20 protein-coding genes are annotated in these 21,011 nt (G+C 71.9%); 8 read left to right on the top strand and 12 right to left on the bottom strand.

Annotation, left to right across the window (positions count from 1 at the left end; all coding sequences use genetic code 11):
• The first annotated feature begins 130 nt into the window (after positions 1 to 130).
• Positions 131 to 1,141 (top strand): DUF559 domain-containing protein, encoded by a 1,011-nt coding sequence (locus ACFO9I_RS02580; RefSeq protein WP_379177491.1) that lies wholly within the window; start codon positions 131 to 133, stop codon positions 1,139 to 1,141.
• Between the two features lie 182 nt (positions 1,142 to 1,323).
• On the opposite strand, the gene ACFO9I_RS02575 is transcribed toward ACFO9I_RS02580, so the two are convergent.
• The 3 genes from ACFO9I_RS02575 to ACFO9I_RS02565 are packed head-to-tail and all read right to left on the bottom strand — an operon-like array spanning position 1,324 to position 4,250.
• Positions 1,324 to 1,824 carry a hypothetical protein gene (locus tag ACFO9I_RS02575; protein WP_379177489.1) on the bottom strand — a complete coding sequence of 167 codons (501 nt, stop codon included), beginning with the start codon at positions 1,822 to 1,824 and terminating at the stop codon, positions 1,324 to 1,326.
• Positions 1,821 to 3,533, bottom strand: coding sequence for a fumarate hydratase (locus ACFO9I_RS02570; protein WP_379177487.1), 1,713 nt, complete (start codon positions 3,531 to 3,533; stop codon positions 1,821 to 1,823). The genes ACFO9I_RS02575 and ACFO9I_RS02570 overlap by 4 nt, the downstream gene beginning before the upstream one ends.
• Before the next feature lie 54 nt (positions 3,534 to 3,587).
• Entirely contained in the window at positions 3,588 to 4,250 is a 663-nt protein-coding gene (locus ACFO9I_RS02565) for a flavin reductase family protein (protein ID WP_379177485.1), read from the bottom strand.
• A 307-nt stretch (positions 4,251 to 4,557) separates the two neighbouring features.
• On the opposite strand from ACFO9I_RS02565, the gene ACFO9I_RS02560 reads away from it, so the two are divergent.
• The 5 genes from ACFO9I_RS02560 (at position 4,558) to ACFO9I_RS02540 (ending at position 11,369) form a co-directional block, all read left to right on the top strand.
• On the top strand, positions 4,558 to 5,898 hold the full coding sequence (locus ACFO9I_RS02560) for an ABC transporter substrate-binding protein (protein ID WP_379177483.1): 1,341 nt from the start codon (positions 4,558 to 4,560) through the stop codon (positions 5,896 to 5,898).
• Positions 5,895 to 7,115 (top strand): carbohydrate ABC transporter permease, encoded by a 1,221-nt coding sequence (locus tag ACFO9I_RS02555; protein ID WP_379177481.1) that lies wholly within the window; start codon positions 5,895 to 5,897, stop codon positions 7,113 to 7,115. Before ACFO9I_RS02560 ends, ACFO9I_RS02555 begins: the two co-directional genes overlap by 4 nt.
• The gene (locus ACFO9I_RS02550) at positions 7,112 to 8,023 is read left to right on the top strand and encodes a carbohydrate ABC transporter permease (RefSeq protein WP_379177479.1); all 912 of its coding nucleotides are present in this window, start codon (positions 7,112 to 7,114) and stop codon (positions 8,021 to 8,023) included. The genes ACFO9I_RS02555 and ACFO9I_RS02550 overlap by 4 nt, the downstream gene beginning before the upstream one ends.
• 19 nt (positions 8,024 to 8,042) lie before the next feature.
• Positions 8,043 to 10,184, top strand: coding sequence for an alpha-galactosidase (locus ACFO9I_RS02545; RefSeq protein WP_379177477.1), 2,142 nt, complete (start codon positions 8,043 to 8,045; stop codon positions 10,182 to 10,184).
• A gap of 102 nt (positions 10,185 to 10,286) precedes the next feature.
• Positions 10,287 to 11,369 carry an ABC transporter ATP-binding protein gene (locus ACFO9I_RS02540; protein ID WP_379177475.1) on the top strand — a complete coding sequence of 361 codons (1,083 nt, stop codon included), beginning with the start codon at positions 10,287 to 10,289 and terminating at the stop codon, positions 11,367 to 11,369.
• Positions 11,370 to 11,517: 148 nt separating this feature from the next.
• Here ACFO9I_RS02540 and ACFO9I_RS02535 read toward each other — a convergent pair whose 3' ends face one another.
• Complete coding sequence (locus tag ACFO9I_RS02535) at positions 11,518 to 12,444, bottom strand: alpha/beta fold hydrolase (protein WP_379177473.1); 927 nt, start codon at positions 12,442 to 12,444, stop codon at positions 11,518 to 11,520.
• A gap of 112 nt (positions 12,445 to 12,556) precedes the next feature.
• Between ACFO9I_RS02535 and ACFO9I_RS02530 the strand changes: the two genes are divergently transcribed.
• On the top strand, positions 12,557 to 13,393 hold the full coding sequence (locus tag ACFO9I_RS02530) for an esterase/lipase family protein (RefSeq protein WP_379177471.1): 837 nt from the start codon (positions 12,557 to 12,559) through the stop codon (positions 13,391 to 13,393).
• On the opposite strand, the gene glpX is transcribed toward ACFO9I_RS02530, so the two are convergent.
• The 6 genes from glpX to ACFO9I_RS02500 form a co-directional block, all read right to left on the bottom strand.
• The gene (gene glpX, locus ACFO9I_RS02525) at positions 13,358 to 14,371 is read right to left on the bottom strand and encodes a class II fructose-bisphosphatase (RefSeq protein ID WP_379177469.1); all 1,014 of its coding nucleotides are present in this window, start codon (positions 14,369 to 14,371) and stop codon (positions 13,358 to 13,360) included. The genes ACFO9I_RS02530 and glpX overlap by 36 nt on opposite strands.
• Positions 14,372 to 14,492: 121 nt before the next feature.
• Entirely contained in the window at positions 14,493 to 15,533 is a 1,041-nt protein-coding gene (locus ACFO9I_RS02520) for a sulfate/molybdate ABC transporter ATP-binding protein (RefSeq protein WP_379177467.1), read from the bottom strand.
• Positions 15,530 to 16,318: an ABC transporter permease gene (locus ACFO9I_RS02515; RefSeq protein ID WP_379177465.1), complete on the bottom strand. Its 789-nt coding sequence runs from the start codon at positions 16,316 to 16,318 to the stop codon at positions 15,530 to 15,532. The genes ACFO9I_RS02520 and ACFO9I_RS02515 overlap by 4 nt, the downstream gene beginning before the upstream one ends.
• Positions 16,319 to 16,321: 3 nt before the next feature.
• Positions 16,322 to 17,083, bottom strand: coding sequence for a molybdate ABC transporter substrate-binding protein (modA, locus tag ACFO9I_RS02510; RefSeq protein WP_379177463.1), 762 nt, complete (start codon positions 17,081 to 17,083; stop codon positions 16,322 to 16,324).
• Between the two features lie 8 nt (positions 17,084 to 17,091).
• Positions 17,092 to 17,493 carry a TOBE domain-containing protein gene (locus ACFO9I_RS02505; RefSeq protein WP_379177461.1) on the bottom strand — a complete coding sequence of 134 codons (402 nt, stop codon included), beginning with the start codon at positions 17,491 to 17,493 and terminating at the stop codon, positions 17,092 to 17,094.
• Between the two features lie 54 nt (positions 17,494 to 17,547).
• Entirely contained in the window at positions 17,548 to 18,786 is a 1,239-nt protein-coding gene (locus ACFO9I_RS02500) for an SLC13 family permease (protein ID WP_379177459.1), read from the bottom strand.
• A 34-nt stretch (positions 18,787 to 18,820) separates the two neighbouring features.
• Here ACFO9I_RS02500 and ACFO9I_RS02495 point away from each other — a divergent pair, with 34 nt between their 5' ends.
• Positions 18,821 to 19,486 carry a DUF4245 domain-containing protein gene (locus ACFO9I_RS02495; RefSeq protein ID WP_379177457.1) on the top strand — a complete coding sequence of 222 codons (666 nt, stop codon included), beginning with the start codon at positions 18,821 to 18,823 and terminating at the stop codon, positions 19,484 to 19,486.
• Positions 19,487 to 19,539: 53 nt separating this feature from the next.
• Here the strand turns inward: ACFO9I_RS02495 and ACFO9I_RS02490 are convergent, their stop codons facing one another.
• Positions 19,540 to 19,749, bottom strand: coding sequence for an exodeoxyribonuclease VII small subunit (locus ACFO9I_RS02490; RefSeq protein ID WP_379177455.1), 210 nt, complete (start codon positions 19,747 to 19,749; stop codon positions 19,540 to 19,542).
• A complete protein-coding gene (gene xseA, locus ACFO9I_RS02485) occupies positions 19,742 to 20,992 on the bottom strand; it encodes an exodeoxyribonuclease VII large subunit (protein WP_379177453.1) in 1,251 nt (416 codons plus the stop codon). Before xseA ends, ACFO9I_RS02490 begins: the two co-directional genes overlap by 8 nt.
• Positions 20,993 to 21,011: the final 19 nt, after the last annotated feature.

The raw sequence follows: 21,011 nt of genomic DNA, 5'->3' as shown, positions 1-21,011 counted from the left end.
GACGTCTTGATCGTCGACTTGGCCGCCCCCCGGGCCGTCGCGCGTCCACAGCGGCGCGTCGACGACGCACCATCCCCAGCCCCCGGTTCAGCCGGCGCGCGCTCGGGCGTCCAGATCTGACGCTGCACGCATGACTGAGAACAAACACTCGCCGACCGGCCAGGGCGACGTGTCGACGGCGCACCTGGGCGTGCGGCAGGACGAGGTCGCCGCGAAGAGGTGGGCGCGTCTCCTCGAGAAGGCAGCCGCGCAGTCCGACGTCGTGTCTCGTCGACAGCTCTACCGGCACGGACTCACGCGCGGCGTCGTCCGCGCGCAAGTACGCGCGCGGAGGTGGCAGACGATCGGGCGTCACTGCCTGTGTCTGCACACGGGTCCGCTCACCCTCGAGGGCCGTTACTGGGTGGCCGTGCTGGAGGGTGGTCCACGTGCCTACATCGATGGCGCGTCCGCCCTCCTGGTGGCTGGCCTCCAGCACTTCAGCGTGGACAAGATCCGCGTGTCGGTGCCGAGGGGTGCCAAGATCCGGCACCGCGGGTCAGCGCTGGACATCCGGCAGACCCGGAGATGGGACGTGTCCGACCTGGAGCCGATCGGGTTGCCGAGAGCCAAGGTGCCTGTCGCTGCCGTGCGGGCGGCGCTGTGGGCGAAGTCCGATCGCCAGGCGACGCTGATCCTGACGATGACGGTCCAACAGGGGCTGACGACGGTGGACCTGATCGCCAAGGAGATGCTGCGGGTCCGCCGCGACAAGCGCAGGTCCCTCCTATACGACGTGCTGCTCGACCTGGCCGGTGGCATCCGCTCCCTGGGAGAGCTGGACGTCGTGCGTGGGTGCCGCGAGCGGGGGATGCCCGAGCCGGACGTGCAGGTGGTGCGGCGTACCCCCGCTGGGGTCTACTACCTGGACTTCCGGTGGCAGCGGTGGCGAGTGGTCGTCGAGGTGGACGGCATCCAGCACGCATGGGCGACGCAGGTGGTCGGGGACGCGCTTCGCCACAACCGCGTGGCGTTGAGCGGCGACACCGTGCTGCGACTCCCCGTGCTCGGTCTGCGGGTGTGCCCGGACGACTTCTTCGACCAGATCGCCGACGCTCTGAGGGCAGCCGGGTGCCCGATCCCGGGCGACGCATCGGCCTGACCCACGCGCGGGACGTCGTACGGAGCGGCGGTGGGGGCGGCCGGAGCGTATGACGTTGCGCGGGACGTCGTACGGAGCGGCGGTGGGGAAGCCCAGAGCGTTTGGCGTTGCGCGGGACGTCGTACGGAGCGGCGGTGGGGGCAGTCGGAACGTATGACGTCCGTGCACAAGGCCGGGCGGGGTCAGGAGGGCAGGGGCGGGCGCTGGCGCAGGAACAGCCAGCTGCCACCCGCGCCGAGGCCGAGCGTCAGGAGCAGCAGCAGGCCCATCGCCCAGCGGGTCTTCGCAGGCGAGTCGAGGGTGATGGTCCCGTCCTCCCGGATCCAGATGCGCCGGTGGGTGCCGGGGCCGGGGCTGTCCTCCTCGCACCAGCTGCGCCACGCGGTTCGCTCGCGACCGTCCTGGGTCCACTGCAGCTGCAGGTCCCAGGAGCTCCGGACCCGGCCGCGGCACCGGTCGTGCTCGGCCGGCTGGCTGCGCACGACCGTGGCGTCGTACGACGGGGCGCCGCCGGTCAGGTAGCTGCGCTGCGTCGGGGTCAGCAGGAACGCGACCAGGCCGAGGGCGACGAGCCCGAAGACCCCCGCCGTGAGCCGCGCCCGGCGCAGCCCGGCCTGCCGCTCGGCGAGGATCCGTTCGCGGTTCTCCTCCGGCGTGACGTCGTACTGCGGCCCCGACGTCACTCGGCCGAGCGGACCCGGATGCCCGCGGCGCCCAGCGAGCTCAGCGGGACGGTCACCGCCCCGGAGGGGTCGGTGAAGAAGTCGTTGCCCTTGTCGTCGACCACGATGAAGGCCGGGAAGTCCTCGACCTCGATCTTCCAGACCGCCTCCATGCCGAGCTCGGGGTACTCCAGCACCTCGACCGACTTGATGCAGTCCTGCGCCAGGCGCGCGGCGGGTCCCCCGATCGAGCCGAGGTAGAAGCCGCCGTGGGCGTGGCAGGCCTCGGTGACGACCTTGGAGCGGTTGCCCTTGGCCAGCATCACCTTCGAGCCGCCGGCGGCCTGGAACTGCTCGACGTAGGAGTCCATCCGCCCGGCCGTGGTCGGGCCGAACGAGCCGGAGGCGAGCCCCTCGGGCGTCTTGGCCGGTCCGGCGTAGTAGACCGGGTGGTCCTTGAGGTACTGCGGCATCTCCTCGCCGGCGTCGAGACGCTCCTTGATCTTGGCGTGGGCGATGTCGCGGGCGACGACCAGCGGACCGGTCAGCGAGAGGCGGGTCTTCACCGGGTGCTTGGTGAGCTCGGCGAGGATCTCGTCCATCGGCCGGTTGAGGTCGATGTTGACGACCTCGCCGGCGGCGATCTCGTCGGAGACGCCGTGGTCGGGCAGGTACTGCGCCGGGTCGGTCTCGAGCTGCTCGAGGAAGACGCCCTCCGGGGTGATCTTGCCGAGCGCCTGGCGGTCCGCGGAGCAGGAGACCGCGATCGCCACCGGGCACGAGGCGCCGTGGCGGGGGAGCCGGACGACGCGCACGTCGTGGCAGAAGTACTTGCCGCCGAACTGCGCGCCGATCCCGAAGGACTGGGTCAGCTTGAAGACCTCCTCCTCCAGCTCGAGGTCGCGGAACCCGTGCGCCGACATGGATCCCTCGGTCGGCAGGTTGTCGAGGTAGTGCGCCGAGGCGTACTTCGCGGTCTTCAGCGCGAACTCCGCCGACGTGCCGCCGATGACGACGGCGAGGTGGTACGGCGGGCAGGCGGCCGTGCCGAGCGACCGGATCTTCTCGTCGAGGAACGAGAGCATCCGCGTCGGGTTGAGGATCGCCTTGGTCTCCTGGAACAGGAACGACTTGTTCGCCGAGCCGCCGCCCTTGGCCATGAAGAGGAACTTGTACTCCGGCTTCCCAGTGGTCTGCGGGGTGGAGTAGATCTCGATCTGCGCCGGCAGGTTGGTGCCGGTGTTCTTCTCGTCGTACGTCGTGAGCGGCGCGAGCTGGCTGTAGCGCAGGTTGAGCTTCGTGTAGGCGTCGTACACCCCGCGGGAGATCGCCTCGCCGTCGTCGATGCCGGTGACGACGCCCTCGGACTTCTTGCCCATCACGATCGCGGTGCCGGTGTCCTGGCACATCGGCAGCACGCCGCCGGCGGAGATGTTGACGTTCTTGAGCAGGTCGAGCGCGACGAAGCGGTCGTTGCCCGACGACTCGGGGTCGTCGATGATCTTGCGCAGCTGGGCGAGGTGTGCGGGCCGCAGGTAGTGGGCGATGTCGTGCATCGCCTCCGCGGTCAGCCGCTGGATCGCCTCCGGCGAGACCTTGAGGAAGGTCTGCCCGTCGACCTCGAACGTCGAGACGCCCTCGGTGGTGACCAGCCGGTACGGCGTGTCGTCCTTGCCCGTGGGCAGGAGGTCGGAGTAGCGGAACTGCGGCTCGTTGACGGGAGTGCTCACGAATCCTCAGGCTATCCCGCCCGGTGAGCGCGGGAGGCGGCGGCCTGACCGCGATCAGGCGACCGCCTCGTCCGCGTCCGCCCCGGCGTCGTCGACGGGCCGGGCGTGCGGCATCTGCCAGCCCCGCGCGAGCGACGAGTCGCGCACGTTCGTGGCGCCGCCGTAGTACTCGCAGAACTTCATCAGCAGCGGGTCCCACCGCTCCGGGTCGACGTACGCCGTGCCGGGCAGCAGCAGCCGCTCCTCGACGTGGACCCGGACGACCTCGACCTCGAAGGCCCAGGCGTGCGCGTCCTCCCCGATCGGGTGTGCTGGGCCGACGCGGCCCTCGAGCTGGATCGGGCACTCCAGCACCCGCGGCGGCGCCACCAGCGCGGACTCCTGGGCCGTCAGCCCGGCGGCGGCGAACTTGTCCGCCTCGAACGTGTAGCCCCGGGCCCGCTTGTGCGGGGGTACGTCGGGCTCCCCGGTGAGCAGCGCCAGCCGGTCGACCGCGTCGACGAGCGTCGACGGCACGAGGTTGACCACGACCTCGCGCTCACGGAGCAGGTTCGCCGCCGTCCGCGACGCGCCGCCCATGCCCAGCAGGCAGGAGCTCCCGAGCCACCAGGCCGACGACATCGGCGCGAGGTTCGGCGAGCCGTCCGCGTTCAGGGTGCTGAGCAGGACGACGGGGGTGCCGAAGTAGAGCACCTTGAGGTCGATGTCGGTGTGCACGGGATCCTCCGGGGCGACGGCCGCTGACCTCTCGAGCCTCGCGTCCCGACGCCGTCTGCGCTGGCGGGAATCGGACACCGCTGCTGGACCCGTGGCGCCGGGAGCGGAAGGTGGTCGTACCGGGCCCCGAGGCCCTCGCCCGGCTCGCGACCCGGCCCGAGGCGGGTCCGTATCTCGAACGTGACCGTTCTGGTCGTTTACACGACCCGGTTTGTCCGTTACACAAGTGGTGCATGTGTGACACGCACCACACACCGGGTTCCGGGGTGGCGGACGTGAGCCGCTGTCCCGACGTCGAGGAGGGCACATGAGTAGAGGATCGAGTCGCCGCTGGGCGGCGGCGGGTGTGGCGGTTCTCGCCGCCACAGCGCTCACCGGGTGTCTCCAGCAGCCAGGGGGCGGGGGCTCCGGCGAGGGGCTGAACGGCTACGTCGACAACGCCAGCACCGACGGTGACAACAAGGTCACGATCCTCGGTGCCTTCGGCGGTGTGGAGGCCGAGGACTTCGAGAAGTCGCTGGCGCAGTTCGAGAAGGACAGCGGCATCGACATCGCCTACACCCCGGACACCGACTTCACCACGACCATCAAGCAGAAGGTCCGCTCGGGCGACACCCCCGACATCGGGCTGTTCCCCCAGCCGGGTGGCCTCCTCGAGCTCGCCGGGCAGGGCTACGTCCAGCCCATCGACACCTACCTCGACTACGACAACCTCGAGTCGACGCTGGTCCCGGGCTTCCTCGAGGCCGCGCGGCTCAACGGCCGGGTGTACGGCGCCCCGATGCGCATGGCCAACAAGAGCATCGTGTGGTACCCGAAGAAGCCGTGGGACAAGGCCGGCTACAAGGCCCCCGAGACCCTCGACGACCTGCAGAAGCTGACCGACCAGATCAAGGCCGACGGCATCGCGCCCTGGTGCATGGCGTGGAACGCCGACCAGGCGACCGGTTGGGTCGGCACCGACTGGATCGAGCAGTTCATGCTCAGCATGTACGGGCCCGAGGTCTACAACCAGTGGACCAGCCACGAGATCCCGTTCGACGACCCCAAGGTGATCGCGGCGTTCGACGCCTTCGACAAGATCGCCCGCACCGACGGCGAGGTGTACGGCGGCGTCAAGACCGTCGTGAACACCTCGGCCGCCGAGTCGATGGTCCCCGCCTTCAAGACCCCGCCCGGTTGCATGCTCGAGCGGCAGGGCAACTTCGAGATCTCGTTCCTCGACCCGAAGATCCAGGCCGACCTCGACAACCAGGTCGGGGTCTTCCAGTGGCCGGCGAAGACGGCCGGGGAGGAGAACCCGCCGATCCTCGGTGGCGGCGACATCGCCGGGCTCTTCAACGGCAACGACGACGACGCCAAGAAGGTCATGGAGTTCCTGACCTCTGACAAGTTCGGCGCCGAGTGGGCCCAGGCCGGTGGCTGGCTCTCGCCGCACCGGACCTTCGACGAGAGCAACTACCCGAACCAGACCACCAAGGACCTCGCCGAGATGGCGACCAACGCCTCGGAGATCGTCTACGACGGCTCCGACGTGATGCCCAAGGAGGTCGGCTCCGGCACGTTCTGGACCGGCATGGTCGAGTGGATCCAGGGCAAGAGCTCTGAGGACACGGCCAAGGCCATCGAGAGCTCGTGGCCGCAATGAGCAGCGGGACCGACGTGACCACCGGCGCCTCGCGCGCCGGTGGGGCACCTGCCCCGGGTGAGCCGACCCCGCCGGACCAGCCCGCCCCCGCGGGCCCCCGGGAGCCCGGCGACCCGGACCGCATGAACGTCGCCAAGGTCCTGACCGGACTGGTCGGCGTCATCGTGGTCGTCTGGTTCATCGGCAACCTGTTCCTGGCGCTGGCCTACCACCCCGACTGGTTCGCGAGCAGCAAGATCCTGATCGGGGTGATCGCCCTGATCGCCGGGGTCGGCGGCGCCTGGCTGTTCTTCTTCTTCATCAACATGTTCGTGGAGGGGCTGCCCGGCCGGCTGTCCCGCGGGCTGATGCCCTACGCGTTCCTGATCCCGGGCATCGGGCTGATCGCGCTGATGCTGGTCTACCCGACCATCCAGACCATCAACTACGCCTTCGCCAACTCCGACAGCACCGAGTACGTCGGGTTCGACAACTTCAAGGACATCTTCACCGGCGACACCAGCGACGAGTTCTGGCTGGCGATCAGCAACAACATCCTGTGGCTGATCATCGTGCCGGCGGTGACGGTGGTCTTCGGCGTCGTGGTCGCGGTGCTGGCCGACAAGCTCTCGACGCGGGGCGAGAAGGTCTCCAAGAGCACGATCTTCCTGCCGATGGCGATCTCGTTCGTCGGTGCGTCGGCGATCTGGTCCCTGGTGTACGCCTACGACCCGGCCAACGAGGACCCGACGGGTCTCCTCAACGCCGTGTGGCGCGCCCTCGGCGGTGACCCGCAGACGTGGTTGCAGGTCAGCACCCTGCGGCTGAACTCCATCCTGATGATGGTGATCCTGATCTGGCTCCAGGTCGGCTTCGCGATGATCCTGCTGTCCTCGGCCATCAAGGGGGTGCCGGAGGAGACCATCGAGGCGGCCCGCATCGACGGGGCCTCGGAGTGGAAGATCTTCAGCCAGGTGGTGATCCCGCAGATCAAGGGAACGATCATCACCGTCTTCATCACCGTGGTGATCCTGGTCCTCAAGGTCTTCGACATCGTCTACGTGCTCACCAACGGTCGCGACAAGACCAACGTGATCGCGAACCTGTTCTTCAACGAGCTGATCAACAACGAGCAGGCCGGGGTCGCCTCGGCGATCGTCGTGGTGCTGCTCCTCGCCGTGACGCCGATCCTGATCTACCAGGTGCGCCACTTCCGCAGGGAGGAGATGGTCCGATGAGCTCGCAGCAGCAGGTGGTGGCTCCGGTCGACACCGGAGGCCAGTCGCGCGCAGGTCGGGGGTTCATGGCGGACGGGCGGCGCCGCAGCTGGTTCTCCATCGTCGTCATGGTGGCGCTCTGCGTCCTGTGGACGCTGCCGACGGTCGGGCTGTTCGTCACGTCGTTCCGCAGCCGCACGGCCCAGGCGACCTCGGGGTGGTGGACGGCCATCGGGAACGGTGGCTGGACGCTCGACAACTACCGGGGCGTCTTCGAGGGGCCGTCGTCGATCGGCGACTCGTTCCTCAACAGCATCATCGTGGCGATCCCGGCGACGATCATCCCGATCATGTTCGCGGCGTTCGCGGCGTACGCCTTCTCGTTCATGGACTTCCGTGGCAAGGACGTGCTGTTCATCCTGATCGTCGCGGTGATGGTGGTGCCGATCCAGGTGGCCTTCCAGCCGATGCTGAACATGCTCGGCCCCAACGGGCTCGGCATCTCGGGCCAGTACATCGCGGTCTGGCTGCTGCACACCGGCTTCGGCATGCCGCTGGCGATCTACACGTTGCGCAACTACATGGCGACCCTGCCCCGCACGGTCATCGAGTCGGCGAAGATCGACGGCGCGACGCACTACCAGACGTTCTGGCGGCTGATCGTCCCGATGTCGGTGCCCGCGCTGGCGGCCTTCGCCATCCTGCAGTTCCTGTGGGTGTGGAACGACCTGCTCATCGCCAAGCTGTTCCTGACCAACGAGAACCGCACGGTGATCGTCTCGCTCCAGCAGCTGCTCGGCACGCAGGGGCAGGGCTCGGAGCTGCTGACCGCCGGGGCGTTCGTCTCGATGGTCGTCCCGATGCTCGTGTTCTTCACCCTGCAGCGCTACTTCGTCCGCGGTCTGACCGCGGGTGCGGTGAAGGGGTGATCGGCGCCATCATCGTCACGTGACCCGACCTGTGCACCTGACCCGGGAGGGCGTGAGCCTCGTGCTCGCGCCCTCTCCGGCTTCGGTCCCCGTGATCCTCCACTGGGGCGCTGCCCTCGGCGACCTGGGCGAGCCGCAGCTCGACGCCCTGGTCGACCTGCACCGCCCCGGTGTGCCGCACTCCGCGCTCGACCAGCCGCGGCTGCGGGGGATCGTCGGGGAGAACGTGTCCGGCTTCACCGGGCTGCCCGGCCTCGAGGGGTTCCGCCCCGGTCGTGCGTCGGGCGCCTGGGCGCCGCGGCTGCGCGACTGGTCGTGGTCGGTGGACGACACCGGTCCGGACGCCCTCGTGCGCCTGGCCTCGGCCGACCCCGAGGCGGGGTGGGGGGTCCTCGTCGAGCTCGAGCTCACCCGGGAGGGGCTCGTGCGGCTGCGGACGACCGTCACGAACGACGGCGACGACACGCTGCAGCTGGCCGCCGTCCGCTCGGCGCTCCCGGTGGCGGCCCGCGCCACCGAGCTGCTCGACCTGACCGGACGCTGGTGCCGCGAGCGCACCCCGCAGCGCCGGCCCTGGCTGCTCGGCACGCACCTGCGCGAGGGGCGGCACGGCCGCACCGGCCACGACGCCTCCTTGCTCCTGGTCGCCGGCACGCCCGCCTTCGGCTTCGGCCACGGCGAGGTGTGGGGCACGCACGTCGCCTGGAGCGGCGACCACGCGGCGTACGCCGAACGCACCCCGGAGGGCGAGTGCCTGCTCGGCGGCGGAGAGCTGCTCGGCCCGGGGGAGGTGGCCCTCGGGCCCGGGGAGTCGTACGCCGGCCCGTGGCTGGTGGGCTCCTGGTCGGGCGCCGGGCTCGACCCGATGAGCGAGCGGCTGCACCGCTGGACCCGACGGCACGCGACCCGCACCCGGCGCCCGCGCCCGGTGCTGGTCAACACCTGGGAGGCGACGTACTTCGACCACGACCTCGACCGCCTGACGCGGCTGGCCGACGCGGCCGCCGAGACCGGCGTCGAGCGCTTCGTCCTCGACGACGGCTGGTTCCGCGGCCGCCGCCACGACCGGGCGGGGCTGGGGGACTGGACCGTCGACCCGGACGTGTGGCCCTCCGGGCTGCACCCCCTCGTCGACCACGTGCGCGGCCTGGGCATGGAGGTCGGGCTGTGGGTCGAGCCGGAGATGGTCAACGAGGACTCCGTCCTGGCCCGGGAGCACCCGGACTGGATCCTGCGCGGCCGCGGCGAGCTGCCGCCGCACTGGCGGCACCAGCAGGTGCTCGACCTGCAGGTGCCGGAGGCCTACGCACACGTGCGCGACGCGCTGCTGCGCCTGCTCGACGAGTACGACATCGCCTTCTTGAAGTGGGACCACAACCGCGACCTCGTCGACGTCGCCCACGGCGGACGCCCGGCGGTGCACGGCCAGACGCTCGCGTTCTACCGGCTGCTGGACGAGCTGCGCGCCGCCCACCCCGTGCTGGAGATCGAGACCTGCGCCAGCGGCGGCGGCCGGGTCGACCTGGAGGTGCTCACGCGCACCGACCGGATCTGGCCCAGCGACACCATCGACGCCGTCGAGCGCCAGCGGATCCAGCGGTGGACCTCGCTGCTGGTGCCGCCGGAGATGGTCGGCGCCCACGTCGGCGGGCCGGTGGCGCACACGACCGGCCGCAGCCAGCCGCTGCCGTACCGCGCCGGGACCGCGCTGCTGGGCCACTTCGGCATCGAGTGGGACCTCGGGAGCCTCGACGCGGACCAGCGGTCCGAGCTGCGTGCCTGGGTGGAGCTGCACAAGCGGGTCCGCCCGGTCGTCGCCGCCGGCCGGCTGGTCCGGGGCGACCACCCCGACCCGGCCGTCGTGGTCACGGGCGTGGTCACCGACGAGGAGGGGTGGTACGTCGTCGCGACCGTCGACAGCGTGGTCACCCAGTCGCCCGCGCCGGTGACGCTGCCCGGCCTGGACCCCGCGGGGACCTACCGGGTGCGCAGCGAGACGCCCGACGGGCAGCACGCCGCCGACCTGGGCCGGACCTGGGTCCACGGCGAAGGCGTCGAGGTCCCGGGGCGGGTGCTGACCGACCTCGGTGTCCGGCTCCCGGTGATGCCTCCCGAGACCGTCCACGTCCTGCACGTCAGCCGGGTGGCCGAGGACCGTTGATCGGACGTGCTGTGGCCCCGTGGCCGCCTCGTCCCGTAGCGTGACCCCCGTCACTTCACTACGGATCGTCCGGCACGTACCTGCCGGTGGAGGAGCTCAGTCATGGCAACAGTCACCTTCGAGAAGGCCCAGCGCTGGTACCCCGGGGCCGACAGCCCCGCCGTTCCGGGCCTCGACCTCGAGATCCACGACGGGGAGTTCATGGTCCTCGTCGGCCCGTCCGGGTGCGGCAAGTCCACGTCGCTGCGGATGCTGGCCGGGCTGGAGGAGGTGAACTCGGGGAAGATCTTCATCGGCGACCGCGAGGTCACCCACACCCCGCCCAAGGACCGCGACATCGCGATGGTCTTCCAGAACTACGCGCTGTACCCGCACATGAGCGTCGCCGACAACATGGCGTTCGCGCTCAAGATGGCCAAGGTCCCGGCCGATGAGCGGCAGAAGCGGGTCGCCGAGGCGGCGCGGATCCTCGGCCTGGAGGAGTACCTCGAGCGCAAGCCCAAGGCCCTTTCCGGTGGCCAGCGGCAGCGCGTCGCGATGGGTCGCGCGATCGTGCGCAACCCGCAGGTCTTCTGCATGGACGAGCCGCTGTCCAACCTCGACGCCAAGATGCGCGTGCAGACCCGCACCGACATCGCCAAGCTGCAGGCCGACCTCGGCGTCACCACCGTCTACGTCACCCACGACCAGGTCGAGGCCATGACCATGGGCGACCGGGTCGCGGTGATGAAGCTCGGCGTGCTCCAGCAGGTCGACACCCCGCTGAACCTCTACGACAAGCCGGTCAACCTGTTCGTCGCCGGCTTCATCGGCTCCCCGCAGATGAACCTGCTCGAGGCGACCGCGGCCGACGGCCAGGCCAAGATCGGGGAGTACCTCGTGCCCGTCGACCCGACGGCCGCGAAGAAGATGCGCGGCAACATCACGGTCGGGGTGCGCCCCGAGGCGTGGCGCGTGGTCTCCGAGAACGAGGGCGGCCTGCCCGTCCGCGTCACCGTCGTCGAGGAGCTCGGCGCCGACGCGTTCGTCTACGGCACCAGCGGCGTCGAGGGCACGCCGAACAACATCATCGTCCGGATCAGCGCCCGCGACACCGTCCGCAAGGGCGACACCCTCCACGTGACCACCGACCCGCGGCACGTGCACGTGTTCGACACCGACACCGGTGAGCGCCTGAGCGACTGAGTCGTTGAGTTGGGCCTCATTCGGCCTTGAGCCGGGCCGGATTCGGCCTTGAGTTGGGCCTCATTCGGCCTTGAGCCGGGCCCCGTTCTCCCCGCTGGGGAGAGCGGGGCCCGATTCTTGCCCAGCTCACATCTGATTTCGGCCCAACTCAACGAGCGGCGCGGTCGGCGGTACGCCGGATCGCCGCGACGAAGGTCTCGAAGAGGTCCGGCGGCATGTCGTGGCCCATCCCGTCGATGAGCAGCAGCTCGGCGCCGGGGACGGCCGCGGCGGTGGCCCGGCCGCCCGACACGTGCACCATCTTGTCGGCGAGGCCGTGGATGACCAGGGTCGGGACGCGGACGCCGCGCAGCCGGGCGCCGCGGTTGTGCTGGGTCAGCACGGCCAGCATCTGGCGCATCACGCCGGCGGTGCTCACGCCCCGGTCGAAGGTCTCGCCGGCCCGCTCCTCCACCTGCTCACGGGTCTGCGGGTAGGCAGGGGAGCCGATCATCCGCCACATGACGGCGCTCGACCGGACGTACTCCTCACGTCCGGCACGCCGCGAGGCGAGCATCGGCCCGAGCAGCGAAGGGTGCTGCCAGCCGACGGTCCGCTTGCCGGTCGTCGACATGATGCTGGTCATCGAGCGCACCCGGGCGGGCTGGGTGATCGCCATGGTCTGCACGATCATGCCGCCCATCGAGACCCCCACCACGTGCGCGGCGTCGATGCCGAGGTGGTCGAGCAGTCCGAAGGCGTCCCCGGCCAGGTCGCCCATGCCGTACGGCGCCCGCACCCGGCCGCCTGCGAAGGCGCGGACCAGCGTGGACCGCTTGACGCGACCGACGGCCCGGCTGGAGCGGCCGGTGTCCCGGTTGTCGTACCGGATCACGTAGAACCCGCTCGCGGCCAGCATCCGGCACAGCTCGGGGTCCCACCAGTTCATCGGTCCGCCGAGACCCATCACGAGCAGCAGCGGCTCGGAGTCGGGGTCGCCGAACGTCTGGTAGCACAGCTCGATCCCGGGGGAGACCGGGGCGAACAGCTCTCCGGAGACGGCGACGTCGGGCAGCCGGGAGGAGCGCGAGGACATGTCCCCAGTGAACCCCACCGCCCCCACCGGCCGCTTCCTGCCCCTCCCCACTGTCGATCAATTTTGGGCAACGACGGGCGACATTCAGGACCTTTGGCCGTACCGTCGAGGGGTGACCGGCTCGACACTCGCGTCCTTCCTGAGGCCTGAGGGCTTCGAGCGCCCGCGGGTCGCCGCGGTGCTGCGCGAGGGCAGCGCCCTCACGGAGGCCGGCCGGTACGCCGCACGGACCGTGGCGGACCGGCGCGCCCGCCGGGACACGCCGTACGCCTCGCGGGCCTCGGTCCGGCTCACCGACCCGGTCGTGCTGGTCCCCGGCTTCCTGGCCGGCGACGGCACGCTCGCCCTGATGGCGCGCAGCCTGCGCGCCCGGGGCTTCCGTACCTACCGCTCGCACATGCACGCGAACGTCGGCTGCACCCTGCGCGCGGCCGGCCAGCTCGAGGCTCGGCTGGAGGCGATCGCCAGCCACCGCGGCTCGCGCGTGCAGATCGTGGGGCACAGCCTCGGCGGGATGCTCGCCCGCGGCCTCGCCGTACGCCGCCCCGACCTGGTGTCCGGCATCGTCACCATGGGCAGCCCGATGCTCGCCCCGGGGGCCCACCACGTCTCGCTGACCGCCAGCGTCGAGATGCTGGTGCGGCTGAGCCGGGCGGGTGTGCCGGGCCTGATGGCCCGCGAGTGCGTGGCCGGAGCCTGTGCCCGGGAGAGCTTCGAGGAGAGCCGGGAGCCGGTGCCCGACGGGGTGTCGTTCACGGCGATCTACTCCCAGCGCGACGGCATCGTCGACTGGCGCGCCTGCGTGGACCCGCTCGCGGTACCGGTCGAGGTCACCGCGTCCCACCTCGGCATGGCCTTCGACCCGCGGGTCATCGACCACGTCCTCGCCGCGCTGCGCCGCGGCGCGGAGGCCTCAGCCCTCGAAGTCGATCGCGGAGAAAGCGCGTAGCTTCTGCAGCTTGTGCTCGGAGGTGATCGAGCGGATCGTGCCGCTGCGCGAGCGCATCACCAGTGAGTGGGTGGTCGCGCCGCCGGCGCGGTAGCGGACGCCGCGCAGCAGCTCGCCGTCGGTGATGCCGGTGGCCACGAAGAAGCAGTCGTCGCCGGTCACCAGGTCGTCGGTGTGCAGGACCTTGTCCGGGTCGAGGTCGTGCCCGGCGTCGATCGCCTTCTGGCGCTCCTCGTCGTCCTGGGGCCACAGCCGGCCCTGGATGACGCCGCCGAGGCTCTTCATGGCGCAGGCGGTGATGATGCCCTCGGGGGTGCCGCCGATGCCGAGCAGCAGGTCGATGCCGGTCTCGGGGCGGGCCGCCATGATGGCGCCGGCCACGTCGCCGTCGGTGATGAACTTGATCATCGCGCCGGTCGCACGGATCTCGTCGACCAGGCCGGCGTGGCGCGGCCGGTCCAGCAGGACCACGGTGACGTCCTCGGGGCGCGAGCCCTTGGCCTTGGCGACCTGGTGGATGTTCTCGGCGACGGGGTAGCGGATGTCGACCACGTCGGCGGCCTCGGGCCCGGTCACGAGCTTCTCCATGTAGAAGACCGCGGAGGGGTCGTACATCGAGCCGCGCGGGGCGACGGCCAGCACCGAGACGGCGTTGGTCATGCCCTTGGCGGTCAGGGTCGTGCCGTCGATCGGGTCGACCGCGACGTCGCACTCGGGGCCGGTGCCGTCGCCGACCTCCTCGCCGTTGAACAGCATCGGGGCGTTGTCCTTCTCGCCCTCGCCGATCACGACCGTGCCACGCATGCCGATCGTGGAGATCATCACCCGCATGGCGTTGACGGCGACGCCGTCCGCGCCGTTCTTGTCGCCGCGGCCCACCCAGCGGCCGGCGGCCATGGCCGCCGCCTCGGTGACCCGCACCAGCTCCAGGGCGAGGTTGCGGTCGGGTGACTCGGGGGCGACGCTCAGCGGGGTCATGCCGGGATGGTAACCGTCAACCCGGGGCGCATGCGTAGGTCCGAACGACCGTTTCGTCTCCCGACGGCCGGACTTCACCTTCCCGACCGCCCTCGCCCGGGCGCGCCCGCGTCCCGGAGGCTCAGGTCCGGTAGACCGTGACCTCGCTGGCCTTGACGTTGAACACGACCCGGGACCCGGGTGCGAGGTCCAGCTCCGCGGCGGCGTGGACGGTGATCTCGGCGGCCAGGTCACCGGCGCGGACCCGCACCTGATCGCCATGGGGCTCCAGCTCGGTGACGGTCACCCCGATGCTGGTGCGTGGGCTGCCGCCGGGCGGCTCGCGGAAGACCGACACGGCGCTCGGCCGGAAGACCGCCACGGCGGAGTCGCCGGCCGCCGGCACCGGCTCGGTCGCCAGGCCGGCGACCTCGGTCCCGTCGGCGCCGCGGACCACCCCGTCGTGCCAGGCGCCGGCGACCATGTTCAGCCCGGCGATCCGGGCCGCGAAGGCGCTCCGGGGCCGGGTCAGCACCGTGGCGCTCGGACCCTCCTCGACGATCCGTCCGTCCTCGACGACCACGACCCGGTCGGCGAGCAGCAGCGCGTCCAGCACGTCGTGGGTGACCAGGACGACGCTGCGCCCCTCGAGCACCCGGCGCAGCGTCTGGCGCAGCGCGGGCTGCACGGCGACGTCGAGCGCGGCCATCGGCTCGTCGAGCAGCAGCAGCCGCGGCTCGGCCGCCAGCGCGCGGGCGATCGCGACCCGCTGGGCCTGGCCGCCGGACAGCTGCGCCGGGCGCCGGTCGCGCAGCTCGCCCACCCCCACCTCGTCGAGCCAGCGGTCGGCGGCGTCGCGCGCCGTACGCCGGGGAAGGCCGGCGCTGCGGGGGCCGAACGCCACGTTGTCCAGGACGCTCAGGTGCGGGAAGAGGAGCGGGTCCTGGGCGAGAGTCGCGATGTGCCGGTCGTGGGGGGCGACCCACGCCCCGTCGCCGGTGAGCACCCGCCCGTCGAGCACGACGCGGCCGCGGTCGGGGCGCAGCAGCCCGGCGAGCACGTCCAGCGTGGTCGACTTGCCGGCGCCGTTGGGGCCGAGGATCGCGACCGTCTCGCCGTCGGCCACGTCGAGGGCCACGTCGAGCCGTCGTTCCTCGACGACCGCGCTCAGGTGCAGGGTCACGTCGCGCTCCGGCCCGGCCGGGCGAGGGCGATCACGGCGACGGCGACGACCACCAGGACCAGCGACATGGCCACGGCCGCGTCGGGATCGGTCACCCGCAGGTTGTAGATGTAGAGGGGCAGGGTCTGGGTGGTGCCCTCGAGGTTGCCCGCGAACGTGATCGTGGCGCCGAACTCACCCAGCGAGCGGGCGAAGGCCAGCACCGCGCCCGAGACCAGGCCCGGCAGCACCAGCGGCAGCGTGACCCGGCGGAACACCGTGGTCGGCGTGGCGCCCAGGGAGGCGGCCACGGCCTCGTAGCGCTCGCCGGAGCTGCGCAACGCCCCCTCGAGGCTCACGACGAGGAACGGCAGCGAGACGAAGGTCTGGGCCAGCACCACGGCGGTGGTGGAGAAGGCGACCTGCACGCCGAGGGCGTCGAGCTGCGAGCCCAGCAACCCGCGCCGGCCGAAGGTGTAGAGCAGCGCGATGCCGCCCACCACGGGGGGCAGCACCAGCGGCAGCAGGACCAGCGAGCGCAGCACCCCCTGGCCCGGGAACCGGGTGCGTGCGAGCACGACCGCCATCGGGGTGCCGAGGAGCAGGCACAGCACGGTGGCTGCGGTCGACGTGCGGATGCTGAGCCGGAGCGCGGTCAGGGCCGAGTCTGAGGTGACGAGGTCGACGAAGCTCGTCCAGTCGACGCGGCTGACCATCCCGACCAGGGGGAGGAGCACGAGTGCTCCGCCGAGGGCGGCGGGGACCCACAGCCATCGCGGGACGCCGACGGGTCGCTGGCCGGTCACCGGTCAGGGCTTCCCGAAGCCGGCGTCCCGGAGGATCGCCTGGCCCGTGTCGCTGAGCACGAGGTCCACGAACTCGGCCGCGAGGTCGGGCTCCGCGGCGTCCGCGACCGGAACGATCGGGTAGGTGTTCACGACCGACCTCGACTCCGGGAACGTGATGCCCTCGACGTCGGCGCCGGCAGCCTTCACGTCGGTCACGTAGACCAGGCCGGCGTCGGCCTCGCCCGAGGTCACCTTGGCCAGCACGTCGGTGACCGACTGCTCCTCGCTGACCGGGTCCAGGGTGATCCCGGCCTTGCCGGCGACCGACTGTGCGGCCGCGCCGCACGGGACCTCGGGGGCGCAGGTGACCAGGTTGACGCCCGGCCTCGTCAGGTCCCGGAGGCTCGTGACGCCGGCGGGGTTGCCCGGCGGCACGGCGATCTCGAGCACGTTCGTGGCGAAGTCCTGCGGGTCGCCGTCGGCGAGGTCGTCTGCGACGAGCTCGTCCATGGTGGCGGTGTCGGCGGACGCGAACACGTCGACGGGGGCGCCCTCCCGGATCTGGGTGACCAGGTCGGAGGAGCCGCCGAAGCTGAGCTTCACGTCGACGCCGTCGTGCTCCTTCTCGAACTCGTCGGCGACCTGCTGGAACGTCGAGGTCAGCGACGCCGCGGCGTACACCGTGAGCGTGGTGCCGCCGCTCCCGTCGTCCCCGTCGTCCCCGCACGCGGCGAGGGGGAGCGTCAGGGCGAGGAGGGACAGGCAGGCGAGGGTCTTCTTCACGGGCACGCTCACTTCGGCGGTCGCTCGACGACGACGTTGGTGGACTTCACGGAGGCGATGGCGCGTACGCCGGGCTCGAGCCCGAGCTCGACGGCGGCCTCCGAGCTCATCAGCGACACCAGCCGGTAGGGGCCGCAGATCATCTCGACCTGGGCCATGACGGTGTCCTTGACGACCCTGGTGACGATGCCGCTGAGCCGGTTGCGGGCGCTCACCGCGGACGCCCGGGTGGCCTCGCGGTCGGGGTGGTCGGCCAGCGACTCGGCCAGCGCGGCCAGGTCGGCGCCGGCGATGGTGGTGCGCCCGTCGGTCGTGGCGCTGGGCACCCGGCCTGCGTCGACCCAGCGGCGGACCGTGTCGTCGCTGACGCCGAGCAGCTCGGCCGCCTCCGCAACTCGGTAGGTGGTCACGGTGCGAGTATGCCGCATGTGCGGCCAGCAGGGGCCCGAGAAGCCGCAGGTGCGTCAGATGACGAGGGCCAGGGCCGTCACGGCGGCGACGAGCGCGAGCGGGGTGGCCACCAGGGACACCCGGTGGAAGTCGCGCATGTTCGGCGGGTCGCCCTGCCGGACCAGGCTGCGCCGCCACAGCAGGTTGGCCAGCGAGCCGGTGTAGCTCAGCCCCGAGCCGATGTTGAGCCCGAGCAGGGCGGCGAGGACCGCGGCCGTGCCGAGCGGCGCCAGCAACGGCACCACCAGCAGGGTCGCGGAGAGGTTCGTGAGCAGGTTGGCGAGCACGGTCGCCACCACCGCGATCAGCAGCAGGGAGGAGTACGACGTGCTGTCGGGCAGCACGCGCTCGACCGCGTCACTGAGGAAGCCCACCGAGATCGCGGCGACCACGACCCCCAGCGAGAGCACGAAGACCGCGAACGAGGGATGCGCCGCGTGCACCGCCTGCCGGACGGTCAGGAAACCCTCGCGCCTGGCCCACACCACCAGGACGACGGCGACCGCGCCGGACACCCAGCACGGCTCGACGCCGAAGGGGGAGAGTGCGGCGAACCCGGCCAGCATCACCAGCACCGCGACGAGCGGGACCCGCGGCACGGTCGGGGCGTGGAAGTCCTCGCCGCCCCCGTCCCGCTGCCCGAGGTCGCGGCGGAACATCAGCCGCAGCACGGCGTACTCCACCACCAGCACGACGGCCAGCACCGGCGCCATCACCACCGCGAAGCCGCCGAACGTGAGGTCGAGGTGGGGCATCGCCAGCAGGTTGGTCAGGTTGGAGACGGGGAGCAGCAACGAGGCGGAGTTGGCCATCCGCAGGCAGGCGTAGGCGCCCGGCCGGGAGGAGGTGCCCATCGCGACGGCGCCACCGATGACGACCGGGGTGAGCAGCACCACCGTGGCGTCGAGGCTCAGCACGGCCGTGACCGCCGCCGCCAGCAGGAAGACCCCGCCGAGCAGGCGTACCGGCCGGCCCCTGCTGGCGTCGCGCACGATCCCGGCGGCGGCGGTGAACAGCCCGGCACGGGCGCAGACGTCGGCCACCACCAGGATCGTGGCGAGGAACGCCACGACGGGGGCGAGGTTGCGCAGCGCGGCCTCGGCCTCCTCGGCGGTCACGATGCCGGTGGCGAGCGTGGCCGAGGCGGCGGCCACGCCGATCAGCAGCTCGGTGCGCCCGGAGGGGTGCACGTAGGCGGTGACCAGGAGGACGAGGAGTGCCAGCACGGGGACGGCGTCGACCAGGGGTGGCACGCCGAGAATCTACGGCACCTGTGAGGATGGACCCGTGAGTGAGGTGCCCCCGTCCGGAGCCCGGCCCGAGTCCCGGCCCGAGTCCCAGCCCGCGGCCGCGTCCTCGAGCCAGCCCGCGGGCCAGCAGGGTGCGCCCCGTCCGGCCACGGGCGGCCAGGGGACGCCCGGGCGCTACCAGCGCTCCACCAACGGGCTGGTCGGCGCGCTGCTGGTGACCCTCCTCGCGATCGGCGCCTTCGTGGCGTTCCGTGCGATCAACCGTGACACCCCCGAGATCAAGCCGACCGCGGTCGACTACCTCTCCGCCGTCCAGGGCGCCCAGCAGGGCGGCTTCGACGTGGTCTACCCGCCGTCGCTGCCGGACGGCTGGATCGCCGACTCGGTCCACCTCACGCCCGGGGAGCGGCCCTCGTGGGGCATCGGCATGCTCACCGACGAGGGCAGGTTCGTGGGTGTGCGCCAGGAGGACAGCTCCCTCGACGACATGTTGGCGGAGTACGTCGACGAGGAGACCGACGAGGGTGACCCGGTCACGCTGTCGGGCACGGTCGGCCGGGAGTGGCGCACCTTCTCTGACGCCGGGGGCGACCACGCCTACGCCACGGAGGTGGGCCGTCAGTGGGTCCTCGTCTACGGCTCGGCCCCGACCGATGACCTGCGGCTGGTCGCCGAGGACCTCACCACCGCCCCCGTCCGCTGAGGCGTCGTGCGGGTGAGGGTGCGCCCCGGCGCACCCTGAGCCGCACGACCGGGTCAGTCCTCGGACTCGATCGCGGCGTCGAGGCGCTTGCGGGCGCCGTCGAGCCACTCCTGGCACACGCGGGCGAGCCTCTCGCCGCGCTCCCAGAGCGCCAGCGACTCCTCCAGGGTGGTGCCGCCCTGCTCCAGCCGGCGCACCACGTCGACCAGCTCCTCGCGGGCGGCCTCGTAGGACGGCTTCTCGGCGGCCGGGTCGTCAGTCATCGTGCTCCTCGGAGGTGGTCAGCGGATCCGGCTCGACGGTCGTGGTGGTGGCGTGGATGCGGCCGTCGGCGACGCGCACGCTGACCTCGGCCCCGGCGGCGACGCCCTCGACCGAGGTCACGACGTGGCCGTCGGCGTCCTGCAGCACGGCGTACCCGCGCTGCAGGGTGGCCAGCGGGGAGAGGGCGCGGGCGCGGGCGCGACGGTGGTCGATGTCGTCGGCGGCCCGGTCGAGCGCGTGGCCCAGGGTGCGCCGGGCGCGGTCGCGCAGCGCGACGACCTCGTCGGAGCGGGCGTCCAGCAGGCTGCGCGGGTCGGCGAGCGCCGGTCGCGACCGGAGCGCGTCCAGTCCGGCCTGCTCACGCGCCAGCCAGCCGCCCAGCGACGAGCGCATCCGGTCGCGCGCCGTCGCGACCAGCCGCAGCTCCTCGGCGACGTCGGGGACCACCAGCTTGGCCGCGTCGGTGGGGGTGGAGGCCCGCACGTCGGCGACGAGGTCGAGCAGCGGGGAGTCCGGCTCGTGGCCGATCGCCGACACGACCGGGGTCCGTGCCCGGTGCACCGCCCGGATCAACGCCTCGTCGGAGAAGGGCAGCAGGTCCTCCACCGAGCCGCCGCCACGCGCGATCACGATGACCTCGACATCGGCCGCCCGGTCCAGCCGGTCGAGGGCCTCCATCACCTCGGCCGCGGCGCGCGGCCCCTGCATGGCGGCGTACGCCACCTCGAAGTCGACCGCGGGCCAGCGGCGACGGGCGTTCTCGAGGACGTCGCGCTCGGCCGCGGAGCTCGGGGCCGTCACCAGGCCGACCTTGCCGGGCAGGAACGGCAGCCGGCGCTTGAGCTCGGCGGCGAAGAGCCCCTCGGCGGCCAGCAGCTGACGCCGGCGCTCGAGGCGGGCCAGCAGCTCGCCGAGGCCGACCATCCGGATCTCGCGCGCGAACAGGGAGAGCGTGCCGCGGTTGGCGTAGTAGGACGGCTTGGCGTGGAGCACCACGCTCGCGCCCTCGACCAGGGGAGGGTTCAGCCCGTCGAACAGCGCGCGGGTGCAGGTCACCGGGACCGAGATGTCGGCCACCGCGTCGCGCAGGGTCATGAACACGGTGTTCATGCCCGGCCGGCGGCTGACCTGGGCGATCTGGCCCTCCACCCACACCGCACCGAGCCGGTCGACCCAGCCGGCGATCGCGTTCGCGATCTGCCGGACGGGCGCCGGCGACTGCGCGGAGGTCTCCAGGGCCATGGCGCGACCCTAAGGGGTG

This window comes from Nocardioides sp. GCM10023255, from assembly GCF_042653125.1.
Taxonomy (GTDB): Bacteria; Actinomycetota; Actinomycetes; order Propionibacteriales; family Nocardioidaceae; genus Nocardioides.
This window is presented reverse-complemented; position numbering and strand designations above follow the sequence as displayed.